Raw genomic sequence first — 26,802 nt, 5'->3', positions numbered from 1 at the left:
TTTCTAAATTTATCCTTTATCCCTGTTCCTTTATCCTTGTTTTCATTTTCTCGAAAGGCGGATGCCGAAGATGACCATCCCCACCACCAGCGCGAGGATGAGCAGCACGATAAACGCCGTACCAAAAATATTCGCCTGCGCCTGCACTTCCACCGTAAACGATTTGTCTTCACCGTTCACCGGACGATTTTCGGAGAACGCTTTGCTGCGCACCCGGAATTCATATTTTCCGGCAGACACATTTTCCGGCGGCGAAAAAGTCAGTCGCAGCGATTGCTCATCGCCGATTTCCAGCGAAGAAATCACCCGCGGTTCCGCTTTCCACTGCCAGCGCAACGGCGGATCAACCGTAATTTCGATGTTATCCAGCCGCCGCGAACCCTCGTTTTTCACATCGATATCGACCGTGACGCTTTCGCCATCATCGATGGAAAAATAGAGCTGCGGCGCTTTCACCAGCAACTCACCGACGCCGCGCGGCACCAGTTCCAACCGCACGAAACCCACGTTCAGCGCCTCAATTTCTGGCTGTGTCCAGATTTTGTCGTGCAAATTGTCCAGTTTTAGCGATTGTTCGCGGGGAATTACCAGCGCGTAAAAAATGATCGGCTGATCCATCTGCACCACATCTGTCGGACGTTCCGGCAGCAAAACCTGCAGCGCTGCATCGCGCGTATTCGTGGATGATTCGGTAAATTTGAACTGGCTGAGCCGCGCCTGTCCACTCGCATCCGTGAAATAGCTGTTGATCTGTCGCGGCAGATTGACTACTTCCAATTTGTAAGTGGTGTTTGCGCCGCTGAACAGCTCCAGCGTCAGGTCGAACGCAGCGGTTTTGCCGAGCTCCACTTCCTGCGAAAACTGCTCGGACTGCACGATCACCTTATTTTCGCTGGCATCTTTCTGGAGATAAATTTTGGGACTGCGCTGCGTGCCGTTACCGTAAACGAGATTCACCACCACCGCATCCAGATCCTGCAGCAGCGCGAAATCCAGCGTCACCGGTTGCCCGAACAGCAGCCGGTCGATTTTCGCCTCGTACGGCTGGCTGATGATCGCGTTTTCGTCGTTCAGCAGCGACACGTACACGTTGTTCACCACATCCGGTTGCAGCGAGCGAAACAGCGCATCGTCGATGTTGATCAGCTTGCGATATTCCTGTCCGCCGCCGGAGGCATTCGCCAGCTTCAGTCGCACATGCTTTCGCCCGTCTTCCGATTGATATTTGACCGCGCTTTCGACCGTAACATATTGTTTTTCAAAGATTACCGCCAGCAGCGATTGTTGGTAATTCACTTCTGCATCGGCGAATTCACGGCGGGCATCTTCCAGCGAATTTTCGGAAATCAGCTCATCGTTGAACAGCGATTCGTTGCGTTCCAGCTCCGCTTTTGCCGCCTCGTACGCGCTTTTGGCGCGTTTCAATCCGAGCAGGCGATATTCGTCATCGCGCTGGTTGAAGGGCGTGCCCCACTGGCTAACGCCAGAAGTAAAAAGGATGAAGGATAAAAGGTAAAAAGTATAGATTGATTTCATTTGGTTTGCACTTTTGTCAACTTTTTGTAGTGTTAGGAGATTCCTGCCTTCGCAGGAATGACAGAAAATCTTTCTGCTGCGTTGGGCGCGGATTCCTGACAGTTTAATTTTGTCAATTGCTTTCCCGTTTGATCATCATCCTGCCGCCGCCGGCAACCGGTTCCGGTTTTTTGAAATTGGATGTGACCGTTTTGCCGTTGCGATCAGCGCTCAATTTGACCGTTTCGCCAACGGCGATGGCGGCGTACGCCTCGCGGAAATCATCCAGCGATTTAATCGTTTTGCCATTGATCGCCGTAATTACGTCGCCTTCGGCGATGTCCAAACCGTTGATTTTCCGGGTTTAAATTCGTGAGTGGGGCGCGCGATCAACTTGCCGTCTTCCATCGTAAACAACATTTGCAACTCCATCGCCGGGAAAATGTCTTCCGCGCCGAAAGTCATTTCATCAGTGTTGCCGCTGCCGTCATCGACGACCATGCGCATCATCATTTTTGGGGCATCTTTCGGATCGATTTTCGGGAAATCGAGAATGAACATCTGTTCGCCGCGCCGCACACCGATTTTCACGGCATCGCCGATCGCCAGTTCATCATACATTTTTTTGAGCGTGGCAGTATCGCGGATGCGTTTGCCGTTCATCATCAGCACTTCGTCATCGGATTTTGCGTCGATATCGCGATAAGCAGCCGGTCGCTGCGCCGCGTCGGAAACATGCAGAAATTTGATCGTTTCGCCGTCGGAAACGATCACCGCACCGAGTTCCGCAAGGTTGAAGGGCTCGCCCTCGATCTTCATTTCGACCTCGCGTTTTTGGCTCCAGTTTTGTGCGAACATCTGTGAAAACACGGTTGCCAGCAGGCAAACCAGGGCAATTTTGCTGATTATTTTCATCGTTAAAACTCCTGTTTTGTAGTATTGTAGCATTTTAGAAATTTGGAGAATTGCCGGGGATTCCTGCCTTCGCAGGAATGACCCCACTATGTCATTCCTGCGAAGGCAGGAATCTCCATTTTTTTTTGCACTTAAATGATCATTTCACTAAACAAATACTCTTTTTTGGGTTCAAAAATGGCCAAAGAAATCCTGTTCGATTTTGCGAAAATCAAAATCGACGGGTTGATTATTGTGTCGTTAAATAGTTGTTATTTCTTAATTAACAGAATATTCTAACGGCGTTGAAATGAACAAAGGATCAGGGATAAAGGATAAACATATCCGCTTTATTCTATCGTTTTCAACTGCCGGGTTACGTTCATTTGCAGCGAATTCCCCTTTTGTGTAGTGAACACATCATCCTGAACGATCACGCTTTGGATTTCCACATTTTTGTCCGGGAAATCGTTGGATTGCACGATGAACACCTGCGCTTTAAAAATTTCCGGTGAAATTTTCGGTGCTGCCCAACTGATCGCGGAAAGCAGCATCACAGCGGCGAGTGCGGCGCCGAATTTACCGGAATGTCCATCGCGCTGATTGTGCTGCAAAATGCGTTGCACGCGTCGCGCCAGCGCCGATTTTCCGGCTGCCATTCCCGCAACATAGGCAAATTGCGGCTTCGCGTGAATCCATCCGGCAACGGCGGTGAGGCATTTCGCGAGCTGAACGGATTGTCCGGTACTGCGAATCGCCCAGTCATCGCAAAGATATTCGGCGGCGTCCTGCAATTCGCGGCGCGCCAAACGGTTGCCGGGCTGGAAGAAAAAGAGGATATCCAGCACCGCGCAAATGTGCAGCCAGAGCGGATCGAGCCGCAGCAGATGACCGGTTTCGTGCGCCAGCATCGTTCGCTGCTGTTCGGCGGAAAGCTCGACAAGAGCGCGTTCCGGCAGACAAATTTCGTTTTGGGAAATGGCAATCGGGCTGTCCAGAAACGGCGATGCGGACAGGCGGATATGGCGCCGAAATCCGGCGTTGCGGCAAATTTCCGTGAGCAATTTGCGCGCTTCGCCATCGACAATCGCCCGGCGATCATCGAGCAATTCGCGCATCGCTTTGCGGGAAAAATAAAAACGCATCGCGAAAAATCCGGCGCCGAGCAGCCACGCGACTGTCAGCCAGTGCATCCAGCCGAATTCGTACAACGTCATTTCCTGAATATTATTTTTGCTGGCGTCAATTTCAAAAACGCGCTGTGACAACGGTAAACTGAGGTTGCCGAACGATGCCATCACCGAATCGATATCGCTGTTACCGAATGCGCCGGAATCGGTTTTCGCAGCCCAGCGGATGCTCAACTGCTTTTTCAGGCTGTCCTGCAGCGCATCGCTGAATGCTGTTTCAACGGCTTCGGCGTTCACTTCAACAGTGAATGTTTTTTCAACTTCTGCGGAAAGCATGAGCATTTTTGGCGATTCAGCACCGATTTCAGATGTGCACTGCTGCGCCAGTTTGTCGATGTGCTCGTTTTTCGGCAATCGCGATCGGAGTTTTGCGAGCGCATCATCCTGTGACGACAGCGAATAGCTGCCGCCGGCCGGATCGATATTCCCGAAAATTTGCACCGATGCCGTGATGATTCCGCCAACCAGCGCAATTTTCCAGAGCATATCGCGCAATTGTTGCTGGTGAGCGGTCAGCCATCGGGAAATGCCCCAAACGATTGCCAGCAAAATGCTGCTGTGCACCAGATAGGTGAGCAGCCAGGTTGCCAGCGCGGGAATAATCGTGTGAAGCTGATCGAGAAACGGGGAGAGTTGAATCATTGCTGATCCTCCTTTTTTTCCTGTTCGTCGATCATTTGTTTGAGCGATTCGAGATCGTCCGGGTCAATTTCCGATTCTTTCACGAGATGGCTCATCAGCGCGGCAAAATCACCGCGAAACACGTTGCTCACCAGGTCTTTCACCATCGAGCGACGCACCTCGTTTTCGCTGACGAGCGGGAAATACACGTATTGGCGCTCATCGGTTTTGTGATCGATGATGCCGCGTTTTTCCAGCCGCGAGAGCATGGTTGCGACCGTGGTGGTTGCCAGCGGTTTATCTTTTGAGAGCGCCTCGCGGACGTCTTGCACCGTGGCTTCACCGCCGCGCCAGAGCACCCGCATGATTTCCATTTGCTGTTCGCTGAGTGTGATATCTTTTTTCGCCATTTGCTTTCCTTCACTAAAGTCTCCCTTTACCAAGGGGAGATTTAGAGGGGTTTGTATCTGATTTTCAACTACACCCGTAGTTCTACGCGTGTAGTATAGCAAGGTTCCAATTTTTTTGCAAGAAAAATTTTGCAATTCATAAATTTACTTTGCAATGCAAAGTAGTTTGTTTTAGTTTTGCTTTGCAATGCAAAGTGAAATCAATTCGAAAAGAAAAGGATTTGCCTGTGAAAGTAAAAATGATTCTCCCGGCGCTGACAGAAGCAAAAAGCCCGTATTGGCGACCCATCAAATATTCACTGTTCCCGCCGTTGGGGCTGGCCACACTTGCTGCATATCTATCGGATGACGATGAGATTGATCTGCGGGATGAGCATGTTGAGGAATTAAATTTCAACGATGAACCGGATCTCGTAATCATCCAGGTATACATTACCAACGCGTTCCGGGCATACAAAATTGCCGATCATTACCGGAAAAAAGGTGCGTTTGTTGCGCTGGGCGGGCTGCATGTCACATCGCTGCCGGAGGAAGCTGCCCAGCACGCCGACGCCATTTTTCTCGGTCCTGGCGAAGCAACATTTCCGCAATTTTTGCGCGATTTTCGCAATGGCAATCCGCAGCCCAGCTATTTTTCAGCGCTTCGCACCATCGAAGAAATTCCGCCGATCCGGCGCGACTTGATCAAACGTAATCGCTACCTCGTTCCCAATTCAATTGTAGTGACGCGCGGCTGCCCGCATCACTGCGATTTCTGTTACAAAGATGCTTTTTTTGAAGGCGGAAAATCATTTTACGTTCAGCAGGTGGATGCGGCTTTGGCGGAAATTGAGCGGCTGCCCGGGCGGCATTTGTATTTTCTGGATGATCATTTGTTTGGTAATCGCCGTTTTGCGTCTGCCCTGTTTGATGGCATGTCCGGGATGAATCGTGTGTTTCAGGGTGCCGCAACGGTTGATTCTATTTTGCGGGGAAATCTGGTGGAAAAAGCCGCCGCAGCCGGGCTGCGCAGCTTGTTTGTGGGGTTCGAAACGCTCAGTCCGGAAAATCTGCGAGCCAGTAACAAAAAACAAAACCTCGGGCGCGATTATCGAAAAGCTATTCAACGACTGCACGATCTGGGTATCATGATCAACGGCAGCTTCGTTTTCGGGCTGGACGATGACGACGCCGATGTGTTCAAACATACCGTTGAATGGGGCGTGCAAAATGGATTGACCACCGCCACATATCACATTTTGACGCCGTATCCCGGAACGCGGTTGTATCAGCAAATGGAAAGTGCTGGCAGAATTGTGACACGCAACTGGGATTTGTACGATACCCGCAGCGTGGTTTACAAGCCGGTAAAATTATCGCCGGAGGTGCTGAAAAACGGTTACGACTGGTCGTATCGCGAATTTTACAGTTGGGCAAATATTTTCCGCGCAGGCGTTTCGCACGACAATTTTAAACATACAGTAAAACATCTTGCATACACCAGCGGCTGGAAAAAATTTGAGCCGGTCTGGAATTTTATCATCAAAACCCGTCATCTCAATGCCACACTGCCATTGCTGGAAGCGGTGCTTTCGAAGATAAAACCGAATCGCCCGACGGAAACGGTAGCGGAAAATGAATTGGTGCAATGTCCGGAATAATTTTCGTTAACGGTGTTACCTATTTTCGCCACAGACATCCGGTTGATAATTTTATAGCAGAAAAAAACATTTTTACACTTAGCCGCTGGTTTTCATTATTTTTGGAAATGCGATAAATGTCCCGCTGAACGAACCGTTTTGCAGGGATAATTTTTTCAAATTTCAACAAAAGGAGATGATTATGGCTTTTAAAAAAATAATTGCGGTTATGGGCGCTACCGGTGCACAGGGTGGCGGTCTGGTTCAGGCAATTATGAACGATAAAAGCGGTGAGTTTGCCGCACGTGCAATTACCCGGGATGTAAATTCAGACAAAGCCAAAGCATTGGCAAAACAGGGTGTCGAAGTTGTTGCTGCGGATGCAGATAATCCGGAAAGTCTGAAAAAAGCGTTCGCAGGTGCATACGGCGCTTATTGCGTCACGTTTTTTTGGGAGCATTTTTCGCCGGAAAAAGAATTGGCACATGCCAAAGCGATGGCGGAAGCCGCAAAATCTGCCGGTGTGAAACATGTGGTTTGGTCCACGCTCGAAGATACCCGAAACTGGGTGCCGCTCAGTGATGACCGCATGCCCACGCTGATGGAAAAATACAAAGTGCCACACTTCGACGCAAAAGGCGAAGCCAACGCGATATTCAGCAAATTGGTGCCGGTAACGCTGTTGAATACCTCGTTTTATTGGGATAATTTTATCTATTTCGGGATGGGTCCGAAAGCCGGTGAAGATGGCAAATTGGCAATTACTTTCCCGATGGGTGACAAAAAATTACCGGGCATCGCGGCGGAAGATATCGGCAAATGTGCGTTCGGCATTTTCAAGGCTGGCGATACATATATCGGTAAAACCGTGGGCATTGCCGGCGAACATCTGACCGGTGACGAAATGGCCGCCGCATTTGCCAAAGCGATCGGCAAACCCGTGCAATACAATGCGATAGATCCGGCTGTGTACCGCAGTTTCGGCTTCCCGGGCGCGGATGATCTCGGGAATATGTTCCAGTTCAAACGCGATTTTAACACAGATTTTTGCGACGCCCGCAAACTGGATGAATCCCGTGCGCTAAATCCGGCGCTGCAAGATTTTGAATCGTGGCTGGCGAATAATAAAAGTCGTATTCCGATAGAGTAGCGCGCTTCAAATTCAATTGAAAACATGATATAAAAAAACGGGATCGCTGATTATTCAACGATCCCGTTTTTTTTGTACTCAGATTAGTTGCGAATCTATTCGCTGCTCAGTTTTGGCCACAGTTTCAGCAAACCGACCATCATTGTAATCGCCAAAACGGTCATCGCGATTGCTGGCGTTGTGTTGCCGTAAATCCAGTAACCGGTGGCGAACAGCAAGCTATACACACCGAGGCAGCCCATAACCATTCCCAAAATACCCTGCGGCACCCGCCAGCCGGATTGTAATTCCTGTGCTTCCGGCAGATTCAAATTGCGGGATGCTTCGCGAACCACTTCCCAGCCCGGACCGCCCGGCTGCACCAGTTTGTGGAATTTTGCCAGCGTTTTCATATCCGCCGGTTTGGTTAAAAAAGTGACGATTACCCATGCAACCGTTGTGATTGCCACGCCGCTGAGCATTTGCATCGATGCGGACAGTTCCGGCAATCCTGTGTACGAATGCACAAAATTGAAATACAACGCAACTGCGAAAGATACGACCATCGCAGTGATTTCGCTATACGCGTTAATTCGCCACCAAAACCAGCGCAGAATGAAAATCAATCCGGTGCCTGCGCCGATCTGCAACAGAATGTTGAACGCCTGCAACGCGTTGCTGAGCAGCAGCGCAAAAATGCAGGTGACCACCATCAGCAGAACGTTTGTGATGCGCCCGACCGAAACGTAATGGGTTTCGCCGGCATCGGTTTTTACAAATCGCCGGTAAAAATCGTTGACGACGTATGATGAACCCCAGTTGAGATGGGTGGAAATGGTGGACATGTACGCCGCAATCAGTCCGGCGACAACCAGCCCCAAAAATCCGCTGGGCAGAAAAGAGAGCATCGCCGGATAAGCGAAATCGTGCTGGATTATCGCCGGATCAACACCCGGAAACGCCGTGCGTAACGATGCGATATCCGGGAAAACCACCAGCGACGCCAGCCCGACGATAATCCACGGCCACGGGCGCAGCGCATAGTGTGCCGCGTTGAAAAAGAGTGTCGCGCCGATGGCATCTTTTTCGGATTTGGCGGAGAGCATCCGCTGGGCGATGTAACCGCCGCCGCCCGGTTCCGCACCGGGATACCAAACGCTCCACCACTGCACCGCCAGCGGCATAATCAGCAGCGTCCACAGGGCATCGGTATTCGAAAAATCCGGGAATAAATCGATGCGCGAAATGACATTCGGATGGCTGAGCAGATTCGACAAACCGCCCACCTGCGGCAGTTGCAGCAAAATATACGCCCCGCCGACAGAGCCGACCATCGCTAAAATAAATTGGAAGAAATCGGTGAGCAAAATGCCGCGCAAGCCACCGATGGCGCTGTAAATCACGGTAATCGTTGAAACAATCAGCAGCGTTTTTACCGCTGACCATTGCAGCATCACCGCACCGATTTTGATCATCGCCAGCGAAACCGTAGCCATCACCATAATATTGAAGAGCACGCCGAGATAAATCGCCCGGAATCCGCGAAGGAACGCAGCCATATTTCCACTGTAGCGCAGTTCGTAAAATTCCAGATCGGTGAGCACTTTGGAGCGTTGCCACATCCGCGCGTAAATGAAAACGGTCAGCATGCCCGTGAGCAAAAACGCCCACCACGCCCAGTTGCCGGAAACGCCGTTTTGGCGCACGATATCCGTTACCAGATTGGGCGTATCGCAGGAAAATGTGGTTGCCACCATCGAAACACCGAGCAGCCACCACGGCATGCTTCTGCCGGAGAGAAAAAATTCCGCCGTATTTTTGCCGGCTTTGCGCGCCGCGATCACGCCGATCGTCAGCGATACCACAAAAAAGAGTAAAATAATTGTCCAGTCGAGATTATTCAGCACCATATTTGGATTCCCATAAATCGTTAGGATAATGTGTTGCGAGGAATTCCCGCACAGCGGCGATATCCGCTTTTGCGGTGAGATCCGGCACGTGTTCCGATAGGTAAATGCCCAGCAAGGCATTCGGTATTTCTGAAATCATGTTCATTATTGCCGTCGGTAATTCTTTTTCGTTGCGAACGGGGTGAACAGGACAATTCTCGAAATAGGGAAACATGGTTTTTCCGTCGAGCTTGAAAATATTCATGCTGACCGGGATGAAACCGTATTTTCCGGCGAATTCGTTGAGCGTTTCCACTGACGGTTTTTCGACGATATCGATAAGGTGATTGCCTGCGTTCAACCGGCACAGCGCAAAACCGCTGATTTTTTCCGGTGAAAAATCGAGCCCGCTCTGGTCGTAACAGATCATCGCGTTGGGGCTGGATGTTTCCCGCAGCAGCCGGAACGCGGTGACGGAATAGAGGTTATCGCTGTTGCAAACGGTGAACGGCGTTTGCTGCAGATGCGGTAATTGGGTCATCGCCTGAAAAATGGCATCGGCGGTGCCGAACGGTTTTTCGCGATCCGGCGGAATATGTTGATCTGCAAAAGAAATCTGCAACCCGTGGAAATCGTTGCCGGTCATCTTCTCGCCGTAGAATTCCTGCATCAGCGTATCGTCCGGGCGCTTTACGATGATGATTTCCCGGTATCCGGCAGATCGCGCGTTATACAGCAAATAATCGAGCAACGGACGGTTGTTTTTCCCAACGGAAATGAGCGCTTTACTGCGCTGGCTGGCCTGTTTTACATCCGACTCGGAAAGCGCACCTTCGGCTGCCGACCGTTTCATTCGCGAGGAAAGCCCTGCCGCGAGGATGATTAATGTGTTGTGCATATTTCCCTCACCCAACAATCTCCCCACCGCGACTGACATTCACCGGGAATGCATCAACACCCAGCGCCAGTAGCGCGTCGGTAACGGCTTCCTGTTTGCCGGGCGCGAGGATGACAATGGTTCCGCCGCCGCCCGATCCGTTGATTTTGGCTCCCGCTGCTCCGGCAGCCATCGCAGTGTCTATCATTTGTTCAATTTTCGGGACTGATATGTTTAACATATCCCGTAAAATGGTGTGATGATTATACATCAATCGCCCGAGATGTGCAAGATCCGGTTTGGGCTTGTCAAAAATTTCCAGCGCCTGCTGAGTGATCAGGTGGTTCAAAACGGCTGCCCGAAATGCGGCATGACAATGGGTTGGCAGCATTGCCAGATATTTTGGAAGGCTATGCTCTGTAACGGTTTTTAGCTGAAAATCCGGCAGTAAATTGGAGATGATTTCAACAGATTCAAAAACAGCGGCTTTGAGGGTCGCCAGCGTTTTTAGCGTATCTTTTTTTATACCGGAATTTGCCAGCACAAGCCCGTTCAGCGATTCGCAAAGGGTGCTAAACGTGAAATTTTCTGTGTTGATGTGCACCACATTCCCGAGGCTGATGGTGAACTGATCCATCATGCCGCCGGGCTCGTTGTGCTCCAGCACTTCGGTTTGGAATGCGAGATTTGCCAACGTTTCCCGATCCAGTATTTTGCCGGGGAACGCAAGCTCGTGCAACAACCGCAGCAGCGCAACGACCATCGCGCTGGAGCTGGATGCCCCCGCGTTGATGGGAATATTGCCGGTAACTACGATGCGATAGCCGTGCGGCAGCGAAAACCCGCGTCGGCGTAAAACGCGAATCGCAGAGCCAAAATAATCGCGTTTTTCCAACGTATCAAAGGGTGAATCGAGCGGTATTTCCCGCTGCTGCCCGACGTCCGGCATCTCGATCTGCAATATTTGTTCGCTGATGGGCGTGGCTGTCATGCGAATGTGGCGGTCGATTGCCGCAGCAATAACCGGCAGGCTGAGGTAGTCCTGATGTTCGCCGAACAGGCAAACCCGTCCCGGTGCACGGGAAACGATGGATTGTGATGGTTTCATAAGGTGTTGTTTTAATTAAAAATACAGGGGCGACCGGTCGGCCGCCCACGGGTGATAATGCTCTGAGTTTTGGTGGCACGTTAACGCCGTGCCACAGTAATAATCAATATTCATCGTTGAATTTGTAGACATTTTTCCGGCGAATCCAGCGCCCGCCGGTGAAATCCGGGAATTCCTGCGGGGCGCCGCCCAACGATACGGAGCGTTCGGAAAGTTCAACAATCGCGCTGATTGCGGCTGCGTCGTACACGTCTTGCGTGGTCGGCACTTTGCGTTTCGCGGCTTCCACAAATGCGTTGATGACAAAATAATCCATCCCACCGTGTCCGGCACCTTCGGCGTCTTTTTCATGCTTTTTCCAGAGCGGGTGGTCGTATTTTTTCTGGTAATCCTTAAATTTATCCCATTTGTGCGGTTTCTCGCTCACGCCTTCGATGTAGATGGAATCGTTATCATCCATCCACAAACCGCGGGTGCCCTGCACGCGGAACATCAGCGAGTACGGGCGCGGCAGGTTGGTATCGTGGCTGACCACCACCGTTTCGCCGTTGGCGCATTTGATCATCGATGTAACAATATCGCCCAGCGCGAACTGCACTTTGGCGTTGGGATGATCCGCGCCGCCTTTTTCAACAATATAATTGTGCAATCCCCGCGATTTGGTAGCCATCGAGCTGATTGCCAAAAAGCGGTTGCCGGTGTTAACGTCCAGCATTTTTGCGATGGGACCTGCGCCGTGAGTAGGATACAAATCGCCGTTGCGTTTGACGGAATGTTCGGTGCGCCAGCGCGCTTCGTGGACGCCATTTTCGCCAAATTCCACGCCCGGCTCAAATTTTACGTGGCGCAGATCGTGCTGATACCCGCACTGGCAGTGCAGCAATTCGCCGAACATATTTTGGCGAACCATGTTGAGGACGGCCATCACATCGCGGCGATAACAAACATTTTCCAGCATCATACAGGGCATGCCGGTTTCTTCGGATGCGTTCACCAGATCCCAACATTCCTCGAGCGTGAGCGCGGCGGGCACTTCCACACCGGCGTATTTTCCGGCGCGCATGGCCGCAACGGCCATCGGCGTGTGCCATACCCACGGCGTCGCGATGATCACTGCGTCCAGATCGTCCCGTGCCACCAGTTTTTTGTAATCTTCCTCACCGTTGTAAAATTCTTTGGCGCTTTTGCCATGCTCCTGTAAAATTTTGGCGGCGTTTTGGGTCGCTTCCGGGTTGATGTCGCAAATGGCGTTGATGATGGTGTCCTTTCGCCGGGCGGCAAGCTCCAGCAAGCTGCTGCCGCGCAGCCCCACACCCACAAAGCCCAGCCGGACTTTCCGGTCATCGTTGCCCAATAAAATGTTCGGCATTACAGAAAGGCCTGCCGCAGCCACTGCCCCGGTTTTGATAAATTCGCGTCTGCTATACGGTTTCATGCGGTCCTCATTTTTTAGTTGCAGATTGTCCAAATTTACAGTTTTGTCGGGAAAATAAAATACGTTTTCTGTGCAGATCTAAAAAATCTAACGAACGAGTTGAATTTTCAGTGTTTCGAAATGAGAGCTGGATTTCAGCCGGAGGATGTAAACGCCGCTGTTCACGGGCGATCCGCTGTGATTGCTGCCGTCCCATTCAATTTCGTGAACGCCCTGTGCAAGCGCGCGATCGAGTAGTGTTTTGACACGTTTTCCGGTGATGTCGAAAATCGTAAGCTCAACAGGATCAATAGAATACGCCGGCAAAACATTCAGCCGGACAATGGTGGACGGATTAAACGGATTGGGATAATTGCCTTCCAGAATGTGGGTGTCCGGCACGTTGCGTTCGAGTGGCTCGATGTCCGTTGACGTATCGAGAATGTTGAAAAATGCGCTGCCGGTGTATGGCGTTCCGCCGGCTGCCGGATCCACAACCAGATCGTGCAGCAGCGAATTGTAGCCGGTGGCTTCGTCCCAGGTATTCAGGTTTGCCAACCGGATAGCGAACACATTGCGCCGTTTGAGCTGTGGCATCGGGTCGGGCAGGTTCAGCATGATTTCGTATCGTCCGGCGGGAAGATTGGCAGGAATGCCGCCAATAATTTCTGTGGCAACCGTATCGCCGCCGAGCCAGAAACGCGGGTCTTCGCCCGTTTCCAGAAAATAGGTAGTGCTGTCCTGCACGTTGCGGAGCATCACCTCCACTAGCCGGGGATTAAAGGGACTCGCCCAGCCATCATTCACCAAACTGAAATTGAGCCGGAACTCGCTGCCGGGTAGCAGGCTATCTGGCAAAGTGGCGTCGAGCAGCCGGAAACGGTAGCCGAGCCGTCGTTTGATTTCGCCCATGCAGCCTTCGGCGATAAATCGTTGTAAAACTGCCGTGTGGTAATCTTTATTTAAACCGGACCAGCGCATCCGCGCCAGATCTGCCAATGCGTTGGTGCAATGGGCAAATGTGCCCGGATTGCAAGTTTCGCCGCCCTGCGGCACATACCGGTTATCCAGATTGAGATAAGTTTTGTCCGCTTCGATATCTTCGTAAGTGCCGTAATCGTCTTCGCTGGTAAAAAACAATCGTTGTGTGCGCCAGTCCGGGCGCGGTTGGAACCGTCGAACGCATCGTCCGGGAGAGCGGCACCGTGGTTTGGTAGATGCGCTTTTGTATCCCGGCGTGCGGATCACAACGCTGCGTTCTGTTGGCAGTGCATCGAGTATCGCATACAATACCGTGCGGCGATCGTTGGTGTTGTTCAATCCGTTGGAGGAATAATACCACTCGCCCCACGCGCCGATAAACCCGGCTTCTATATAATCGATAACATCGTAATTCGCCTGCCAAACCGGCGCAAGCTGGTCAATGTGCATCAAAATGGTGTCCAGCGGGCGTCTTCGCCGGTTTGCGAAACCGTGTAACGATAGCGCAAAATCAGCTTCACACCGCCTTCCCGCGCAACATTCAAATCGTTTTCCACCTGCTGCAAAAACGTGGCGGACAGCGGTCCGTTGCGATATGCACCGATATTATACAATCGCCAGATGGTGGTGATGTTTTGCGCACGAAGCCCCTGCACGTAAGATAGCGTCAGCGGTGCTTCGCGATACGGGTATAATCCCCGTTCCGGGTTTGGGAAATCTGCTCCGGAGTTGTCATACGCAACGGTCACATATTGTTGTGCAAACAAAATATTCGAAAGCAAAAGCAAGAATACGAAAAACAAGATATGGAAAAATTTTTGCATCGATTCTCTCCGTTTGCGATTGAAAAAGAATTGTGTCGATAAATTTTAAAGAAGAAACGGCATGCTGATCGCGCAATCCGAGTTACTGCCAGTCAGTTGTATTCCTGCGAAACGTTTCAGATTAAGATAAAAAAAAGAAAAAACAAGTCAATAGATTGTTGTGTGAGCCGGCAGAGAAAAATTTTGTGTGGTAGAAAAGATGAAAGTATTGCAGAATTAATTGTCGAATAGCAGCTATGCTGTGCAATTGCGAAAAATATAATATTTTCCGGTGATGGGTTCGACTTTTTAAAATATCGAAAAACAATTTGACTTTTTTTATTTCTGTTAAATTAAAACGAAAGTAAAAGAAAATTTTAGCGCACAGAACATCACACTTTGGATATATCGTTTCGACCCGTATATTGTCACCAATATTTGGGAACAGGGACGCGACAGCCAGATCCAGTTCACCCATTTACCGACAGCGGCAACCATCCGCATTTTCAACAGCGCGGGCGAGCTGGTGCAAACCATTGAACATCGTGCGGAACAGAGCCTCGCGCCGGGCGTGGCGATCTGGGATCTGAAAAATTACAACAAACAATTGGTTGCGCCGGGATTGTATTTCTACCACATCAGCAGTGCGGTTGGCGAAACGCGCGGCAAATTTGTGATTGTGATTTGATTGGGAAGCGCAATTTGGAATTTCAATTGGGGAAAATGTGGTATGCAGACCGGCGGATGAAAGCTGTTGCAAAAATGCTGCATGTGACTGCTGTTGGCGTTAGTGATCGCCCCATAATCCGGCAGAGGGGGATCAGATGTCGTAAATTCGCCTGCAATCAATTTTCAAAATTTGCAGCTAATTGATCGATAAACATCTGTTATTTATGCGATTAGCAATTCAATCTGGTTTTTTGTCGCCCATTGGCGAATGTCATCGGGCACTTTTTTATCCGTTACAATCGCGTGCAGTTTATCTGCCGCAATAATCTGGGCGAAACCCCGGCGATGAAATTTGGAAGAATCGCAAACAGCGATCACCCGCTGGGCATTTTGAGCCATCAGGGCGTTCAGCTTGGCTTCCATCACATTTTGGGTGGAAAGCCCGAAAGCGAGATCAAAACCGTCGAGTCCCAGGAAAAATTTATGAACGTAAAACGATTTGATAAACTCCTCTGCATGCGGCCCCACCAGCGAGTAGGAATTGTTGCGCAGCACACCACCGGTCAAAATCACTTCGATTTGCGGATACGGCGCCAGTTCATAAGCAATGTTAATGGCGTGAGTGATTACCGTAATATTTTTTTTGTTGGCAAGGTGTTTGGCAACAAATTGGGTGGTTGTTCCGGAATCGATGATGATGGTTTCGTTGTCCTCCACCAGTTCCGCGGCGCGTTTGCCAATTTGCTCTTTTTCTTCCGTATGATATTTTTGTTTCTCAAAAATCGGCAGATCGAGATGGCTGAATTTTTTGCGAACCGCACCGCCGTGAATGCGCTGGAGCATACCGTTCCGGCTGAGAATATCGAGGTCGTTGCGGATGGTTACGGTAGAAACATCGAAAATCTGGGAAAGCTCATCAACCGTTACGCGACCGTCTGTGTTCATCATATCAATGATTTTCGATTGTCTTTCTTTTGCTAACACAAGTTGTCTCCTTCTAAAAACTTTTGTTTTATTATAAAATGAAAGCAGATGAAAGTCAAATACAAATTTAGGGTTGTAAAGTGTCCCGGAACAGCATTCAATATAAGCAATTTTTACAATTTTTCGAACATGCGAAATAATCAGGGAGATATTGATGATAAACGTTAAACCCGGCGAACAACCAATCACATACCAGGAAATTTTGCGTCAGCAAAACGGGTGGAAATCGGCGTTGGGCGAGTTGTATCACCGTCGCGAATTTTTGCACGATCTGGTAGCAAAACACCGGGATCATTTCTGGACATTTACCGGCTGCGGCACATCGTATTATCTGGCGCAAACCGCCAGTTGGTTGTTTAAAAACATCACCGGCATTCCGGCGTGTGCGGTGCCGGCATCGGAAATTCTGATGTATCCGGACGACGTATTCAGCAGCGGGCAAAAACACATGCTCGTTTCGCTGTCGCGTTCCGGCACAACCACCGAAATTGTGGAAGCCACAAAATTTGTGCGGAAGAATACCCCGCACGCCACGCTGGCCATTTCCTGCAGCGCAGATTCGGAAATGATGAAAGCCAGCGAGCAGCAAATCAGTTTCCCGTTCCAGACCGAGAAAAGCGTAGTGATGACCGGCTCGTTTTCCACGATGCTGCTCAGCGTGCTTTGCCTCGCGGAAATGCACAACTATCGCGAGGCATTTTTTGGCGAAATGAACGAAATCGCGGATTTCAGCAGCCAGATGATCAGCGAAAATGAACGGCTGATCCGGGAAATTTGCGCAGAACCGCAGTTGGAAAATTTCGTGTTTTTGGGGCAGGGACCCTGTTACGGCATCGCCAACGAAGCTGCGCTGAAGGTGCAGGAAATGTCGATTTTATCCACCCAGAGCTTTCATTCGCTGGAATATCGCCACGGCCCGATGTCCACCGCCAACCGCAATACGCTGGTTACGCTGCTGCTCACCCCGAACAGCCATTCCTACGAAGTGCGCATGATCGAGGATATTCAAAAACTTGGTGCCAGATTTCTGGTAATAAAACCCAACCGGTTATCATCGGTTCAGCAGGCGGAATACGAGGTCACGGTCCCCAAAAGGGTCAGCCCGAATTATTTGCCAATCCTGTATATTCCGGTGCTGCAATTGCTGGGATTTTACAAAGCTGTTTCCAGCGGCATTAATCCAGATCAACCCAAAAACCTGTCGGCAGTTGTTAAACTTTGAGGTAGCTAAGATGCAGAAAAAACTAGATGTTGTGGTCATTGGTGAACTGAATATCGATCTGGTATTGTGGCGCGTGCCAATGCCCGAAAACGAAAAAGAACAGCTGGCGGAAGACATGCGCTTTGCAATGGGCAGCTCGTCGGCGATTACCGCGCACAACCTTTCCGCGATCGGCGCGAATGTCGGGTTTATCGGCAAAGCCGGGAACGATACGTTTGGCAAATATATGATTGATGCGCTGGCGGCCGGCGGGGTGGATACTTCGCAAATCATTGTCGATGACAGCCTGAAAACCGGCGCAACAATTGTTCTGGCCAACCCGCCCAAAAAAGCGCTGCTCACTTATTTGGGCGCGATGACCCAATTGACCATCGACGATTTGCCGTGGGATTACATCGCGACGGCGAAACACCTGCACGTCGGCTGTTTTTTCCTGCAAACCGGGTTGCGGAAAGATGTGCACAAGATTTTTGCACGGGCAAAAGCGCTGGGATTGTCCACCTCGCTGGACACGAATTGGGACCCGGACGAACAGTGGGGCGACGATTTGCACGCCGCGCTAAAGGAAACGGACATCTTTTTGCCAAACGATGACGAATTGCTGCAAATTACGAAAAAACAAACAATTGCAGAAGCTGTTGAGGCGTTTCCGGCATCCGTAAAAGTGCTGGCCGTAAAGCTCGGGAAAGACGGTGCAACTGTCCGGGCGCTCGGAAACAGTTTTGCACATCCCGGATTTTCCGTTGAATCTGTGGAAACCACCGGCGCGGGCGACAGCTTCAACGCCGGATTTCTGTATCGCTATCTGAACGGCGATGATTGGGCATCCTGCCTGAAATTCGGGAACGCCTGCGGCGCAGTTGCAGTGACGGAAATGGGCGGCACCGGCGCATTTGCCGATCGCGAAGCACTCGCCAAAAAATTGAAATCGCTGTTGGGTGAGGTCTGAAAATGATTCGGGAAATTCTCCATCACCATAAAATGGGCAAAGCCGTGGGGATGTATTCGATTTGCTCATCGCACCCGTTTGTGCTGCGCGCCGCGATGCGCCAGGCATTGCGGGATAACAGCCATTTGCTCATCGAATCGACCTCGAACCAGGTGGACCAGTTTGGTGGTTACACCGGGCAAACGCCCGCGCAATTTATCGCGATGGTTTGCGAAATCGCCAGCTCCGAAAATTTACCCGCCGATCGCCTGATTTTCGGCGGCGATCACCTCGGTCCGAACGTTTGGCAGCGCGAGCCCGCCGCATCTGCGATGGGCAAAGCCCGCGACCAGATTGCCGCATACGTGGCGGCCGGTTACCGGAAAATCCATCTCGATACGAGCATGCGCTGTGCGGACGATCCCGGCGGTGCGCATTCGCCGCTGGCGCCGGAAACTATCGCGGAACGCGCCGCAGAACTGTGCGAGATCAGTGAAAAAGCGTTTCGCGAAGCCGCAGCTGGCGATATGCCGCCCGTTTACATCATCGGAACCGAAGTGCCGATTCCCGGCGGTGCGCAGGAAGCGCTCAGCGATCTGGCGATCACCACGCCCCAAAATGCCCGCGCGACCATCGAAATCACTCAAAAAGCGTTTTACGCGCGCAATTTGCACGATGCCTGGCAACGGGTGATCGGCGTTGTGGTGCAGCCCGGCGTCGAGTTTGGCGACGACACGGTGGTGGATTATCACCGCGCCAAAGCTGCGGAACTTTCCGCGCTGATCGAACAATATCCGGGGCTGGTTTTTGAGGCGCACTCCACCGATTACCAATCGCGGGCGAATTTGCGGGAACTGGTGGAAGATCATTTCGCCATTTTGAAAGTGGGTCCGTGGCTCACTTTTGCGATGCGCGAAGCCCTTTTTGCGCTGGAAATGATGGAGCAGCAATGGCTTTCCGGCAGCAAATCCGTGCAGCTTTCCCGGCTGCGGGAAGTGTTGAACGGCGTGATGCGCCATCAGCCCAAATATTGGCAACATCATTATCACGGCAGCGATGCGGCAATCGATTACGCGTTGATGTTCAGCTACTCCGACCGGATTCGCTATTATTGGCCAATGCCGGAAGTGCAGCAGGCGATCGGCCAATTGATTGCCAATCTCACCAGCCATCCGCTGCCGCTCACGCTGATCAGCCAGTTTTTGCCGACGCAATACCAGCATCTGCGCGAGCAGCGTATTGCCAATTCACCGGTTGATATCATTATTGATAAAATTATGCAGGTCACAGAAATTTATGCTTTCGCAACGGCCGCCGCCAACGGAACCGCGATTGTAACACATGTCAACAGAGGAGAAAACTTGTGAAAAACAGATACTGGCTTTTTTATGCGCTGATCACCACCCTGTTTTGGGGAATTTGGGGTGCGATCATCGAAATTCCCGAAAAGGGCGGATTTCCCGCAACGCTCGGCTACGCCGTTTGGGCGCTCACCATGATTCCACCGATGCTGGTTGCGTTGAAAAATATCGACTGGAAGCTGGAACGCAACAGCCGCGCAATTTTGCTCGGCAGCGCGATCGGCTTTTTGGGTGCCGGCGGGCAGTTGGTGCTGTTCGAAGCCGTTCGTATCAGCCCGGCGTATTTGCTGTTTCCGATCATTTCGCTGTCGCCGGTGGTGACAATTTTGCTGTCGTATATGTTCCTGAAAGAACGCGCCAGCGCGCGCGGCTGGATCGGCATTTTGCTGGCGCTGGTCGCCATTCCGCTGCTGTCCTATTCCGAACCGGCGGACGGGCAAACCGGCACATCGCTGTGGGTGATTTTGGCGCTGCTGGTGTTTCTGGCATGGGGCATTCAGGCGTATGTCATGAAATTCGCCAACGAAACGATGAAAGCGGAAAGCATCTTTTTTTACATGACCGTCACGGGTTTGCTGCTGATCCCGTTTGCGCTGTGGATGACCGACTTTTCGCAGGAAATCAACTGGGGATTCAGCGGTCCGGGATTGACCTATCTCATCCAGACGCTTAACGCGGTTGGCGCGCTGTGCATCGTTTACGCGTTCCGCTACGGAAAAGCAATGATCGTCAGTCCGCTCACCAACGCCGGCGCACCGGTAATCACCATCATTTTGTCGCTCATCATTTACCAGCATATGCCGCATTGGATTATCCTTTGCGGAATGTTGCTGGCGGTGCTGTCCGCATTTTTGATGGCAATTGAGGAAGAGTGATTCCGGACGCTTCGGCGCCGCTCAGCACAAGTTCCGGATTGTGGGTTAATGATAACATTTAATACGACTGACGGGCTGAATGTAACTGTGTGGAAATGAATCAGGAGACCCCTGCCTTCGCAGGGGTGACAGTAAAAATTGGTTGTTGTCATTCCTGCTCGAAGAAGGAGCGCCTTCGGCGCGAAGGCAGGAATCTCCTGAAGATCATATCACTTATCCCTTATTCTTGCAAAACTCAAATAAACAACAGGTTAAAACAATGGCTCAATCATCAAAATTATTCCGGATGAACCTGAACATTGTCGCGATGCTGCTCACCGGATGCACACTGTTTTCCGGGATCGCCATCGCGCAAACCGCGCCGGAAGCGCTGCTGCTGAAAAATTATCGCCCGAAATCGATTTACAACGTGCCGAAATCGCACATCACCAAAGCCAAATTTCCGGTGATCGACATGCACTCGCATCCCTACGCCCAGGGCGATGCGGAAATTGCCCAATGGGTAAAAAATATGGATGAGGCGGGCATCGAGAAAACCATTATTTTGTCCTACGCCGTCGGCACAGCGTTCGATTCGATTTACGCCGCATACAGCAAATACGGCGACCGTTTTCGAGTTGTGGTGCGGGTTCGATTACAGCGGTTATGATCAGCCGGGATATGGTCCGGCAGCGGTTGCGGAGCTGGAGCGTTGTTACAAGGTTGGCGCGCGCGGTGTCGGCGAACTGGGCGATAAAGGGAAGGGACAAGTTTATGGAAAAACAAAAGCTTACGGCATGCATCTGGATGATCCGCGGATGGACCCGCTGCTGCAAAAATGCGCCGAACTCAACATGCCGATTAATATCCACGTTGCCGAACCGATCTGGATGTATCAACCGATGGATTCCACCAACGACGGTTTGATGAATGCCTTCGAATGGCGGCTGGACAACCAGCCGGGCATCGTGCAGCATCAGGGCATGATCGATATTTTGGAAAACGCCGTAAAACGCCACCCGGAAACCACGTTCATCGCCTGCCATTTTGCCAATTGCAGCTACGATTTGCAGATTCTCGGCGACCTGCTCGACAAATACCCCAACCTGTTTGCCGATATTTCCGCCCGCTATGCGGAAACCGCACCGATTCCCCGTCGCGTCAAAGCGTTCTACGAACGCTATCAGGACCGGCTGCTGTACGGCACGGACATGGGTTTTGCGTCGGATATGTATCAAATCACTTTCCGGATTTTGGAAAGCGCAGATGAGCATTTTTACGAAAATGAGCAATTCGGGTATCACTGGGCGCTCAACGGGTTTGGGCTGAGCGATGAAGTGTTGCAAAAATTGTATCGAGCCAACGCGTTGAAAATATTGGGTTTGCGGGATTCGGAGTGAAAAAGATAAAGGATAAATGAAGTAAAAAGTGAAAAGGTAAAAGTAAAAAAATGTCCGGTTTTATCCTTATCCAGAATCGAGAATCCGGAATCCAGAATAAAATCCTGAAACTTGGAGAATAGAAAATGAGAAAAATAGCAATAATCAGCCGGGTTGCGATCGTGTTGATTGCCGGGCTTCTCACCGGTTGTTCGCAATCGAACGCCTCGAAAACGGTTGCCGGCAAAGTGATCGAGATTACCTTTAACGATCAATTGCACAGCCGGGTTGCGGCAAATCTGCCCACCGGACGTGTTGAATTCGGTGAATTTGCGCCGTCAGAATATTTGATAATCGCCGGAAATTCGCTGACAGATTTCAAATATGCCAACAAACAGGTGCAGCAATTGAGCGATGAAATCGGCAGCGGTCAGCAAGTGGTTTTACGGGAACGGCTGAAAATCTCCAAAAAATGTTGCCATTTCGCTGTATGACGATTTCCCTGGAATGGCAGTATATCAGGTTACATACACGAACAACGGCACTGCGGATATCGTTATCGATGGTTGGGTGAACAATCGATACCAATTGCAAAACGCCACCCAAAATGTGGGTGAAGCGCCGTTTTGGTGGTCGTATCAAAGCGGCTCGTACGAAAGCCGGGACGACTGGGTGAAACCGCTTTCGCCCGGATTCGAACAGAAAAATTATATGGGAATGAACGCCTCGGATTACGGCGGCGGCACGCCGGTCAGCGATGTATGGTCTCGGAGCGGCGGTTTGGCGGTTGGGCATGTGGAACTGGCGCCGAAGCTGGTGTCGTTGCCAGTTTCGATGAGCGACGAACATGCGGAAATTCGTGTTTCGCAGGAAAAATCCGTGACGCTGAAACCTGGCGAGACCTTCGAAACGCTGCGGACATTTGTTGCTGCACACTCATCCGATTATTTTGAAGCGTTGGCTAACTATCGCGAATTCATGATTCGCAGCGGTATTGAGTTCCGCGAAACGCCCGCGTCGTCATACGATCCGGTGTGGTGTGCATGGGGTTACGAACGCGATTTCACCATGCCGCAAATTTACGGCACGCTGCCGAAAGTGAAGGAACTCGGCTTCAAATGGGCGGTGCTGGACGACGGTTGGCAAACCGCTGAAGGTGATTGGTATCTGCTGAAAAGCAAATTCCCGCGCGGCGATCGCGATATGCTGGCGTTCACCGAAACGATCCGCCAAAACGGGCTGCGCCCGAAATTGTGGTGGGCACCGCTGGCGGTCGATCCCGGCACCGATCTCATCAAAAATCATGAAGATTACCTGCTCAAAAACGCGGACGGATCGTATCAGGACATCACCTGGTGGAATTCGTACTACCTTTGCCCGGCATATCCGCCGGTGCTGGAATACACCCGCAAACTGGTCGATAAAATCATCGATACCTGGGGTTACGACGGGCTGAAAATCGACGGACAGCACCTCAACGGCGTGCCGCCCTGTTACAATCCGGCGCACAATCACCCGTATCCTGAAATTGCCGTGGAAAAACTCCCCGAATTTTTCGAAATGATTTTTGAAACCGCACTCGCTCACAAATCCGATGCCGTTGTGGAAATCTGCCCCTGCGGAACGGCGTACTCCTTTTTCAACCTGCCGTTCATGAATCAGGCGGTGTCGTCCGATCCGTTGTCGTCGTGGCAAATCCGGCTGAAAGGCAAAACCCTCAAAGCGTTGATGGGACCGTCTGCGCCGTATTACGGCGATCATCGTGGAACTCAGCGACAGTCTCAGTGATTTTGCTTCCACCGTGGGCATCGGCGGGATTGTCGGAACAAAATTCACCTGGCCGGTGGGCGCAAAAAAGGACTCCGATATCGATCTGACTGCCGAAAAAGAGAAAATCTGGGCGAAGTGGGTAAGCGTTTACAATGAGAAAATGTTGCCGACAGGCATTTATCGCGGCGAGCTGTACGACATCGGTTACGACCGACCGGAAACCCACGCCATCGCGAAAAACGGCAGCATGTTTTACGCGTTTTATGCGGAAAATTTTGATGGCACAGTGGAACTCCGCGGGCTGGAAAAAGGGCGCAATTACACGGTAACGGATTACGTGAACGGCACGCAGTTGTCCACGGTTTCCGGTGAAAACCACATGTTGCCGGTTGCATTCAAACAGTTTCTGCTCATCGAGGTTTCGCCCGAAAACGCGGATTAGCAACCAGCTGTTTTTGTTGAGGTTAATGCCAATGTTTCTATTCGCGAAAACCGGTAGAAACAGTGGCATTTTTTAATAAAAAAGTGAATTGTCAATAAAGCTAAAAAGACAGATGCTGTTGCTGTTGATCATGGATAATTGGTCAACAAAACACCGGCTGTGAACTGCGATTCGCTGTAAATACAGTACTAAAATCGTTATTGCTGGATGGGAAAACAGCCAATCGCAGTAATGGGCAACAGCCAATTTCCGGTCACAATTCCGGGATTCTCTGGTGAGCAGGCCTTTGCGGATTATGTTGTATGGTGTGCCGTTTGGTTTACCCTGATTCAGTTTTCGTTGGAAAAAATCCAGTGCAACCCCTGTCGAAATGCTTCCGGCGCTGCCGAAAAATGATTGTGCCCGTCGAGCGTAATAGTTTTCAACGCCCAGGGCACTTGCGTTTTGACCGTCCAGTGTTGTATCCATTTTACCGCAGGACCCCGGAAAACAGGATCGTCCGACGCAGCGCTGGATACAAATAAACGCGGTTTTGCCGCACTGCCGGCATCGTCCGGAACGGTGTTCAGAAAAAAATCCAGATTGCGGTGCAGCGCCGGGTTGCTCGCGATATGTCCCCAAAATAAATCGGGTGCAGTTTGCGCGGTGAACAGCACAAACTGCCCGCCAAGCGATTGCCCAAAAATGATCCGCCGAGCGGGATCGGCGCCGTAGTTGTTTTTCCACCAATGGAAAAATTTCCTCGCTAAACACCTTCTGAAAATTTCCCGCACCGCCCCAATACGATCGCTCATCCGATTTTGCTGTGAAATCGCGACTGCGATTATTGCCTTTTTGCCAGTCGCTTGTTCCGTAAGAAATTCCCACGATAATCGTTGCTGGTATTTCTTTGGCAAGCTCAAGATATTTATAATAGCCGCCCAAGATCGGGAAAGTGATGCCGCCATCCAGTAAATAAACAGCCGGATATTTTTCATCTGCGGAAAAACCTTCCGGCAGGCGGATAAAAATATGGTATGTCTGATCCGCGATGGTCGATGTCAATCGATGGTAATGGGTGTTTTCCAGGCCGTGCAGCGCGATGTTTATGTCATTTGCCAACAGAGATTGTGTCGACAATAAAAACGCGTAAAAATAGATGACCCAAAATTGTTTGCAGCATCTGCTGTAAAATGAAAAATCTGTCATCATTTCTCCCGGTTAATTGTTTTAAGCTGTTGTTTAATCGGCAACTATTCAACAATGATTTTCATAACGAAAAGTAATCGCAATTGTTGCTTAATCCGGGGAAATGGTGTGGGAAAAACCGCAGCAAATGTTGAGTGTATCCGGGTGGTAATCTATAATCATACACAAAAAACAAAACGGACTGCTTTCAAAAAACAGCCCGTTTATGCAATTCAGAAAAATCCAGTGCTGTTAAATTTCATACGGTTACACAGGATGTTTACAATCGATGTGTTACTCTATTTTTTAGATTTCTTCTTTTTTATCTTTGGACTTCTTTTTGTCCCTTTTTTTCTTCTTCTCTTTATCTTTTTTCTTGTCCTTTTTCTTTGTGTCGGACTTCTTCTTTTTATCCTTTTTCTTCTTCTTATCTTTTTTGGATTTCTCTTCTTTTGCAACCACAATTTCTGTTGGCGTCACTTCGACAACGGCTGTTTTAACCTCTGCCGGTTCATCCTGTGCAGGCGTTTTTGGTTTGGATTCAACAACTACGGTAACCGTTGTTTCGGTGGCTTTTTGTTTACAATAGTGGTTTTTGGTGCGGTCGTTCTTTTTGGCGCCGGACGGGTTTTTGCAGCAGTCGCTTTCGCAGCAGATGTCGTTTTTGCCGTTGCTGTAGTTTTTGCAGCAGCAGTTTTCGCCGCCGTTTTTGTTGCTTTCGCACCAGTTCCGGAGCCTGTAGCTTTGGATGTTTTTGCTGTTTTTGGTGGTGTTGCAGCTTTCGTTGTTTTTGCAGCGGCCGGTTTTGCTGGCTTGGCAGCAGCGGCAGTTTTTGTTGCTTTTGCGGCAGCCGGTTTTGCGGTTTTTGTAGTTTTCGCAGCGCGCCCATCCGTAAACAATGCCATACCTTTGCTGCGGTAAGACGTAATCAAATGCTGGATTTGGTTTAATGTTAATCCGTGTTTTTCGGATGCTTGAGTGCGGGTAAGCCCTTCATGAATGGACAGCAGTGTTTCGGCGCGTTGGCGGGCGATACCTTCGGTTTCTGATGCAATTTTCCGGCAGGATGCAACTTCGCGCGGAGCCAATAATTTCTTACTCGTTGATTCGGTTGTTTGTTTTTTTGCTGGCATAAAGACCTCTTTGTATGATCGTGATCCCAAGAAAATAATGGGAATGTGTGGTGGATTATCAAAGTATTCAAATCATATAATTTTAGAATATCAGAATATAACAATCTTCGGAAGAAAAATAAAAACCTGTATATCGTTAGATAATGTTTTTAAGAAAAAAACAACAATTTGTTGCAAAAGGGGCTTTTCAGTGAACATATTGGAGAATTTTAGGTGCAATTTCCGTCATCGTATTAATTAGAAGAGATTTGTTGTTTTTACTTCCGGTATCTGTTTATGTTAGGTTTATATAAATTTACAACACTTTTAATCTATTTAAACGGCTCGAAAATTCCAAAATCCAACATAATAAAAGATTAGCAGTAGTAGATATATTCATTTAATAATGACAATTTAATAAGAAATTCTCAGAAGTTCATTATTTCGCAAAAAAAGAATGAAAT

Annotated in this window: 24 protein-coding genes and 1 pseudogene; 12 read left to right on the top strand and 13 right to left on the bottom strand. The window is 50.2% G+C overall.

Annotated features, from left to right (window positions below; translation table 11 throughout):
• Positions 1–42 precede the first annotated feature (42 nt).
• The 5 genes from H6629_05900 to H6629_05880 all read right to left on the bottom strand — a co-directional run bounded on the left by H6629_05900 (position 43) and on the right by H6629_05880 (position 4,630).
• Positions 43–1,536: a hypothetical protein gene (locus H6629_05900; GenBank protein ID MCB9067323.1), complete on the bottom strand. Its 1,494-nt coding sequence runs from the start codon at positions 1,534–1,536 to the stop codon at positions 43–45.
• A 112-nt stretch (positions 1,537–1,648) separates the two neighbouring features.
• On the bottom strand, positions 1,649–1,861 hold the full coding sequence (locus H6629_05895) for a PDZ domain-containing protein (protein MCB9067322.1): 213 nt from the start codon (positions 1,859–1,861) through the stop codon (positions 1,649–1,651).
• The gene (locus H6629_05890; GenBank protein MCB9067321.1) at positions 1,837–2,430 is read right to left on the bottom strand and encodes a PDZ domain-containing protein; all 594 of its coding nucleotides are present in this window, start codon (positions 2,428–2,430) and stop codon (positions 1,837–1,839) included. The genes H6629_05895 and H6629_05890 overlap by 25 nt, the downstream gene beginning before the upstream one ends.
• Before the next feature lie 329 nt (positions 2,431–2,759).
• Entirely contained in the window at positions 2,760–4,241 is a 1,482-nt protein-coding gene (locus tag H6629_05885; GenBank protein MCB9067320.1) for a M56 family metallopeptidase, read from the bottom strand.
• The gene (locus tag H6629_05880; protein MCB9067319.1) at positions 4,238–4,630 is read right to left on the bottom strand and encodes a BlaI/MecI/CopY family transcriptional regulator; all 393 of its coding nucleotides are present in this window, start codon (positions 4,628–4,630) and stop codon (positions 4,238–4,240) included. Before H6629_05880 ends, H6629_05885 begins: the two co-directional genes overlap by 4 nt.
• Before the next feature lie 227 nt (positions 4,631–4,857).
• Here H6629_05880 and H6629_05875 point away from each other — a divergent pair, with 227 nt between their 5' ends.
• Positions 4,858–6,270: a B12-binding domain-containing radical SAM protein gene (locus tag H6629_05875; GenBank protein MCB9067318.1), complete on the top strand. Its 1,413-nt coding sequence runs from the start codon at positions 4,858–4,860 to the stop codon at positions 6,268–6,270.
• Between the two features lie 181 nt (positions 6,271–6,451).
• On the top strand, positions 6,452–7,399 hold the full coding sequence (locus H6629_05870) for an NmrA/HSCARG family protein (protein MCB9067317.1): 948 nt from the start codon (positions 6,452–6,454) through the stop codon (positions 7,397–7,399).
• A 95-nt stretch (positions 7,400–7,494) separates the two neighbouring features.
• Here H6629_05870 and H6629_05865 read toward each other — a convergent pair whose 3' ends face one another.
• The 6 genes from H6629_05865 to H6629_05840 form a co-directional block, all read right to left on the bottom strand.
• Complete coding sequence (locus H6629_05865; protein ID MCB9067316.1) at positions 7,495–9,288, bottom strand: Na+:solute symporter; 1,794 nt, start codon at positions 9,286–9,288, stop codon at positions 7,495–7,497.
• A complete protein-coding gene (locus tag H6629_05860) occupies positions 9,275–10,165 on the bottom strand; it encodes an NTP transferase domain-containing protein (GenBank protein MCB9067315.1) in 891 nt (296 codons plus the stop codon). Before H6629_05860 ends, H6629_05865 begins: the two co-directional genes overlap by 14 nt.
• Positions 10,166–10,172: 7 nt before the next feature.
• Positions 10,173–11,252 carry a galactokinase gene (locus tag H6629_05855; GenBank protein MCB9067314.1) on the bottom strand — a complete coding sequence of 360 codons (1,080 nt, stop codon included), beginning with the start codon at positions 11,250–11,252 and terminating at the stop codon, positions 10,173–10,175.
• A 103-nt stretch (positions 11,253–11,355) separates the two neighbouring features.
• Positions 11,356–12,687 (bottom strand): Gfo/Idh/MocA family oxidoreductase, encoded by a 1,332-nt coding sequence (locus H6629_05850; GenBank protein MCB9067313.1) that lies wholly within the window; start codon positions 12,685–12,687, stop codon positions 11,356–11,358.
• A gap of 87 nt (positions 12,688–12,774) precedes the next feature.
• Positions 12,775–14,100: a DUF4832 domain-containing protein gene (locus H6629_05845; GenBank protein ID MCB9067312.1), complete on the bottom strand. Its 1,326-nt coding sequence runs from the start codon at positions 14,098–14,100 to the stop codon at positions 12,775–12,777.
• Positions 14,097–14,471 (bottom strand): DUF4874 domain-containing protein, encoded by a 375-nt coding sequence (locus H6629_05840; GenBank protein MCB9067311.1) that lies wholly within the window; start codon positions 14,469–14,471, stop codon positions 14,097–14,099. The genes H6629_05845 and H6629_05840 overlap by 4 nt, the downstream gene beginning before the upstream one ends.
• A 505-nt stretch (positions 14,472–14,976) precedes the next feature.
• Between H6629_05840 and H6629_05835 the strand changes: the two genes are divergently transcribed.
• A complete protein-coding gene (locus H6629_05835) occupies positions 14,977–15,138 on the top strand; it encodes a hypothetical protein (protein ID MCB9067310.1) in 162 nt (53 codons plus the stop codon).
• Positions 15,139–15,341: 203 nt separating this feature from the next.
• Here H6629_05835 and H6629_05830 read toward each other — a convergent pair whose 3' ends face one another.
• A complete protein-coding gene (locus H6629_05830; protein ID MCB9067309.1) occupies positions 15,342–16,103 on the bottom strand; it encodes a DeoR/GlpR transcriptional regulator in 762 nt (253 codons plus the stop codon).
• A gap of 154 nt (positions 16,104–16,257) precedes the next feature.
• Here H6629_05830 and H6629_05825 point away from each other — a divergent pair, with 154 nt between their 5' ends.
• From H6629_05825 to H6629_05790, 8 genes and pseudogenes are all read left to right on the top strand, one after another.
• On the top strand, positions 16,258–17,325 hold the full coding sequence (locus H6629_05825; GenBank protein ID MCB9067308.1) for an SIS domain-containing protein: 1,068 nt from the start codon (positions 16,258–16,260) through the stop codon (positions 17,323–17,325).
• A gap of 10 nt (positions 17,326–17,335) precedes the next feature.
• Positions 17,336–18,274: a carbohydrate kinase family protein gene (locus H6629_05820; GenBank protein MCB9067307.1), complete on the top strand. Its 939-nt coding sequence runs from the start codon at positions 17,336–17,338 to the stop codon at positions 18,272–18,274.
• The gene (locus H6629_05815) at positions 18,271–19,620 is read left to right on the top strand and encodes a D-tagatose-bisphosphate aldolase, class II, non-catalytic subunit (protein ID MCB9067306.1); all 1,350 of its coding nucleotides are present in this window, start codon (positions 18,271–18,273) and stop codon (positions 19,618–19,620) included. Before H6629_05820 ends, H6629_05815 begins: the two co-directional genes overlap by 4 nt.
• Positions 19,617–20,489 carry a DMT family transporter gene (locus H6629_05810; GenBank protein ID MCB9067305.1) on the top strand — a complete coding sequence of 291 codons (873 nt, stop codon included), beginning with the start codon at positions 19,617–19,619 and terminating at the stop codon, positions 20,487–20,489. The genes H6629_05815 and H6629_05810 overlap by 4 nt, the downstream gene beginning before the upstream one ends.
• Before the next feature lie 286 nt (positions 20,490–20,775).
• Positions 20,776–21,868 (top strand): annotated as a pseudogene (locus H6629_05805) (amidohydrolase family protein).
• 125 nt (positions 21,869–21,993) lie between these two features.
• On the top strand, positions 21,994–22,341 hold the full coding sequence (locus H6629_05800; GenBank protein ID MCB9067304.1) for a hypothetical protein: 348 nt from the start codon (positions 21,994–21,996) through the stop codon (positions 22,339–22,341).
• Positions 22,342–22,354: 13 nt separating this feature from the next.
• Entirely contained in the window at positions 22,355–23,635 is a 1,281-nt protein-coding gene (locus H6629_05795; protein ID MCB9067303.1) for an alpha-galactosidase, read from the top strand.
• On the top strand, positions 23,610–24,059 hold the full coding sequence (locus tag H6629_05790) for a hypothetical protein (protein ID MCB9067302.1): 450 nt from the start codon (positions 23,610–23,612) through the stop codon (positions 24,057–24,059). Before H6629_05795 ends, H6629_05790 begins: the two co-directional genes overlap by 26 nt.
• A 72-nt stretch (positions 24,060–24,131) precedes the next feature.
• On the opposite strand, the gene H6629_05785 is transcribed toward H6629_05790, so the two are convergent.
• Positions 24,132–25,247, bottom strand: coding sequence for a hypothetical protein (locus H6629_05785; GenBank protein MCB9067301.1), 1,116 nt, complete (start codon positions 25,245–25,247; stop codon positions 24,132–24,134).
• A 108-nt stretch (positions 25,248–25,355) separates the two neighbouring features.
• Here H6629_05785 and H6629_05780 point away from each other — a divergent pair, with 108 nt between their 5' ends.
• Entirely contained in the window at positions 25,356–26,147 is a 792-nt protein-coding gene (locus H6629_05780) for a hypothetical protein (protein ID MCB9067300.1), read from the top strand.
• The last annotated feature ends 655 nt before the right edge of the window (positions 26,148–26,802 follow it).

The organism is Calditrichia bacterium (assembly GCA_020634975.1).
Lineage (GTDB): Bacteria > Calditrichota > Calditrichia > RBG-13-44-9 > J075 > JACKAQ01.
Note: the sequence above shows the minus strand (reverse complement) of the source record. Positions and strands in the feature narration are given on the sequence as shown.

Bases quoted from the DNA above. Each gene is read 5' to 3' on its own strand.
- H6629_05820 (MCB9067307.1), top strand. From the start codon at position 17,336: ATGCAGAAAAAACTAGATGTTGTGGTCATTGGTGAACTGAATATCGAT.
- H6629_05855 (MCB9067314.1), bottom strand. From the start codon at position 11,252: ATGAAACCATCACAATCCATCGTTTCCCGTGCACCGGGACGGGTTTGC.
- H6629_05900 (MCB9067323.1), bottom strand. From the start codon at position 1,536: ATGAAATCAATCTATACTTTTTACCTTTTATCCTTCATCCTTTTTACT.
- H6629_05800 (MCB9067304.1), top strand. From the start codon at position 21,994: ATGAGAAAAATAGCAATAATCAGCCGGGTTGCGATCGTGTTGATTGCC.
- H6629_05865 (MCB9067316.1), bottom strand. From the start codon at position 9,288: ATGGTGCTGAATAATCTCGACTGGACAATTATTTTACTCTTTTTTGTG.
- H6629_05795 (MCB9067303.1), top strand. From the start codon at position 22,355: ATGGCAGTATATCAGGTTACATACACGAACAACGGCACTGCGGATATC.
- H6629_05880 (MCB9067319.1), bottom strand. From the start codon at position 4,630: ATGGCGAAAAAAGATATCACACTCAGCGAACAGCAAATGGAAATCATG.
- H6629_05885 (MCB9067320.1), bottom strand. From the start codon at position 4,241: ATGATTCAACTCTCCCCGTTTCTCGATCAGCTTCACACGATTATTCCC.
- H6629_05850 (MCB9067313.1), bottom strand. From the start codon at position 12,687: ATGAAACCGTATAGCAGACGCGAATTTATCAAAACCGGGGCAGTGGCT.
- H6629_05870 (MCB9067317.1), top strand. From the start codon at position 6,452: ATGGCTTTTAAAAAAATAATTGCGGTTATGGGCGCTACCGGTGCACAG.
- H6629_05840 (MCB9067311.1), bottom strand. From the start codon at position 14,471: ATGCAAAAATTTTTCCATATCTTGTTTTTCGTATTCTTGCTTTTGCTT.
- H6629_05785 (MCB9067301.1), bottom strand. From the start codon at position 25,247: ATGACAGATTTTTCATTTTACAGCAGATGCTGCAAACAATTTTGGGTC.
- H6629_05890 (MCB9067321.1), bottom strand. From the start codon at position 2,430: ATGAAAATAATCAGCAAAATTGCCCTGGTTTGCCTGCTGGCAACCGTG.
- H6629_05825 (MCB9067308.1), top strand. From the start codon at position 16,258: ATGATAAACGTTAAACCCGGCGAACAACCAATCACATACCAGGAAATT.
- H6629_05860 (MCB9067315.1), bottom strand. From the start codon at position 10,165: ATGCACAACACATTAATCATCCTCGCGGCAGGGCTTTCCTCGCGAATG.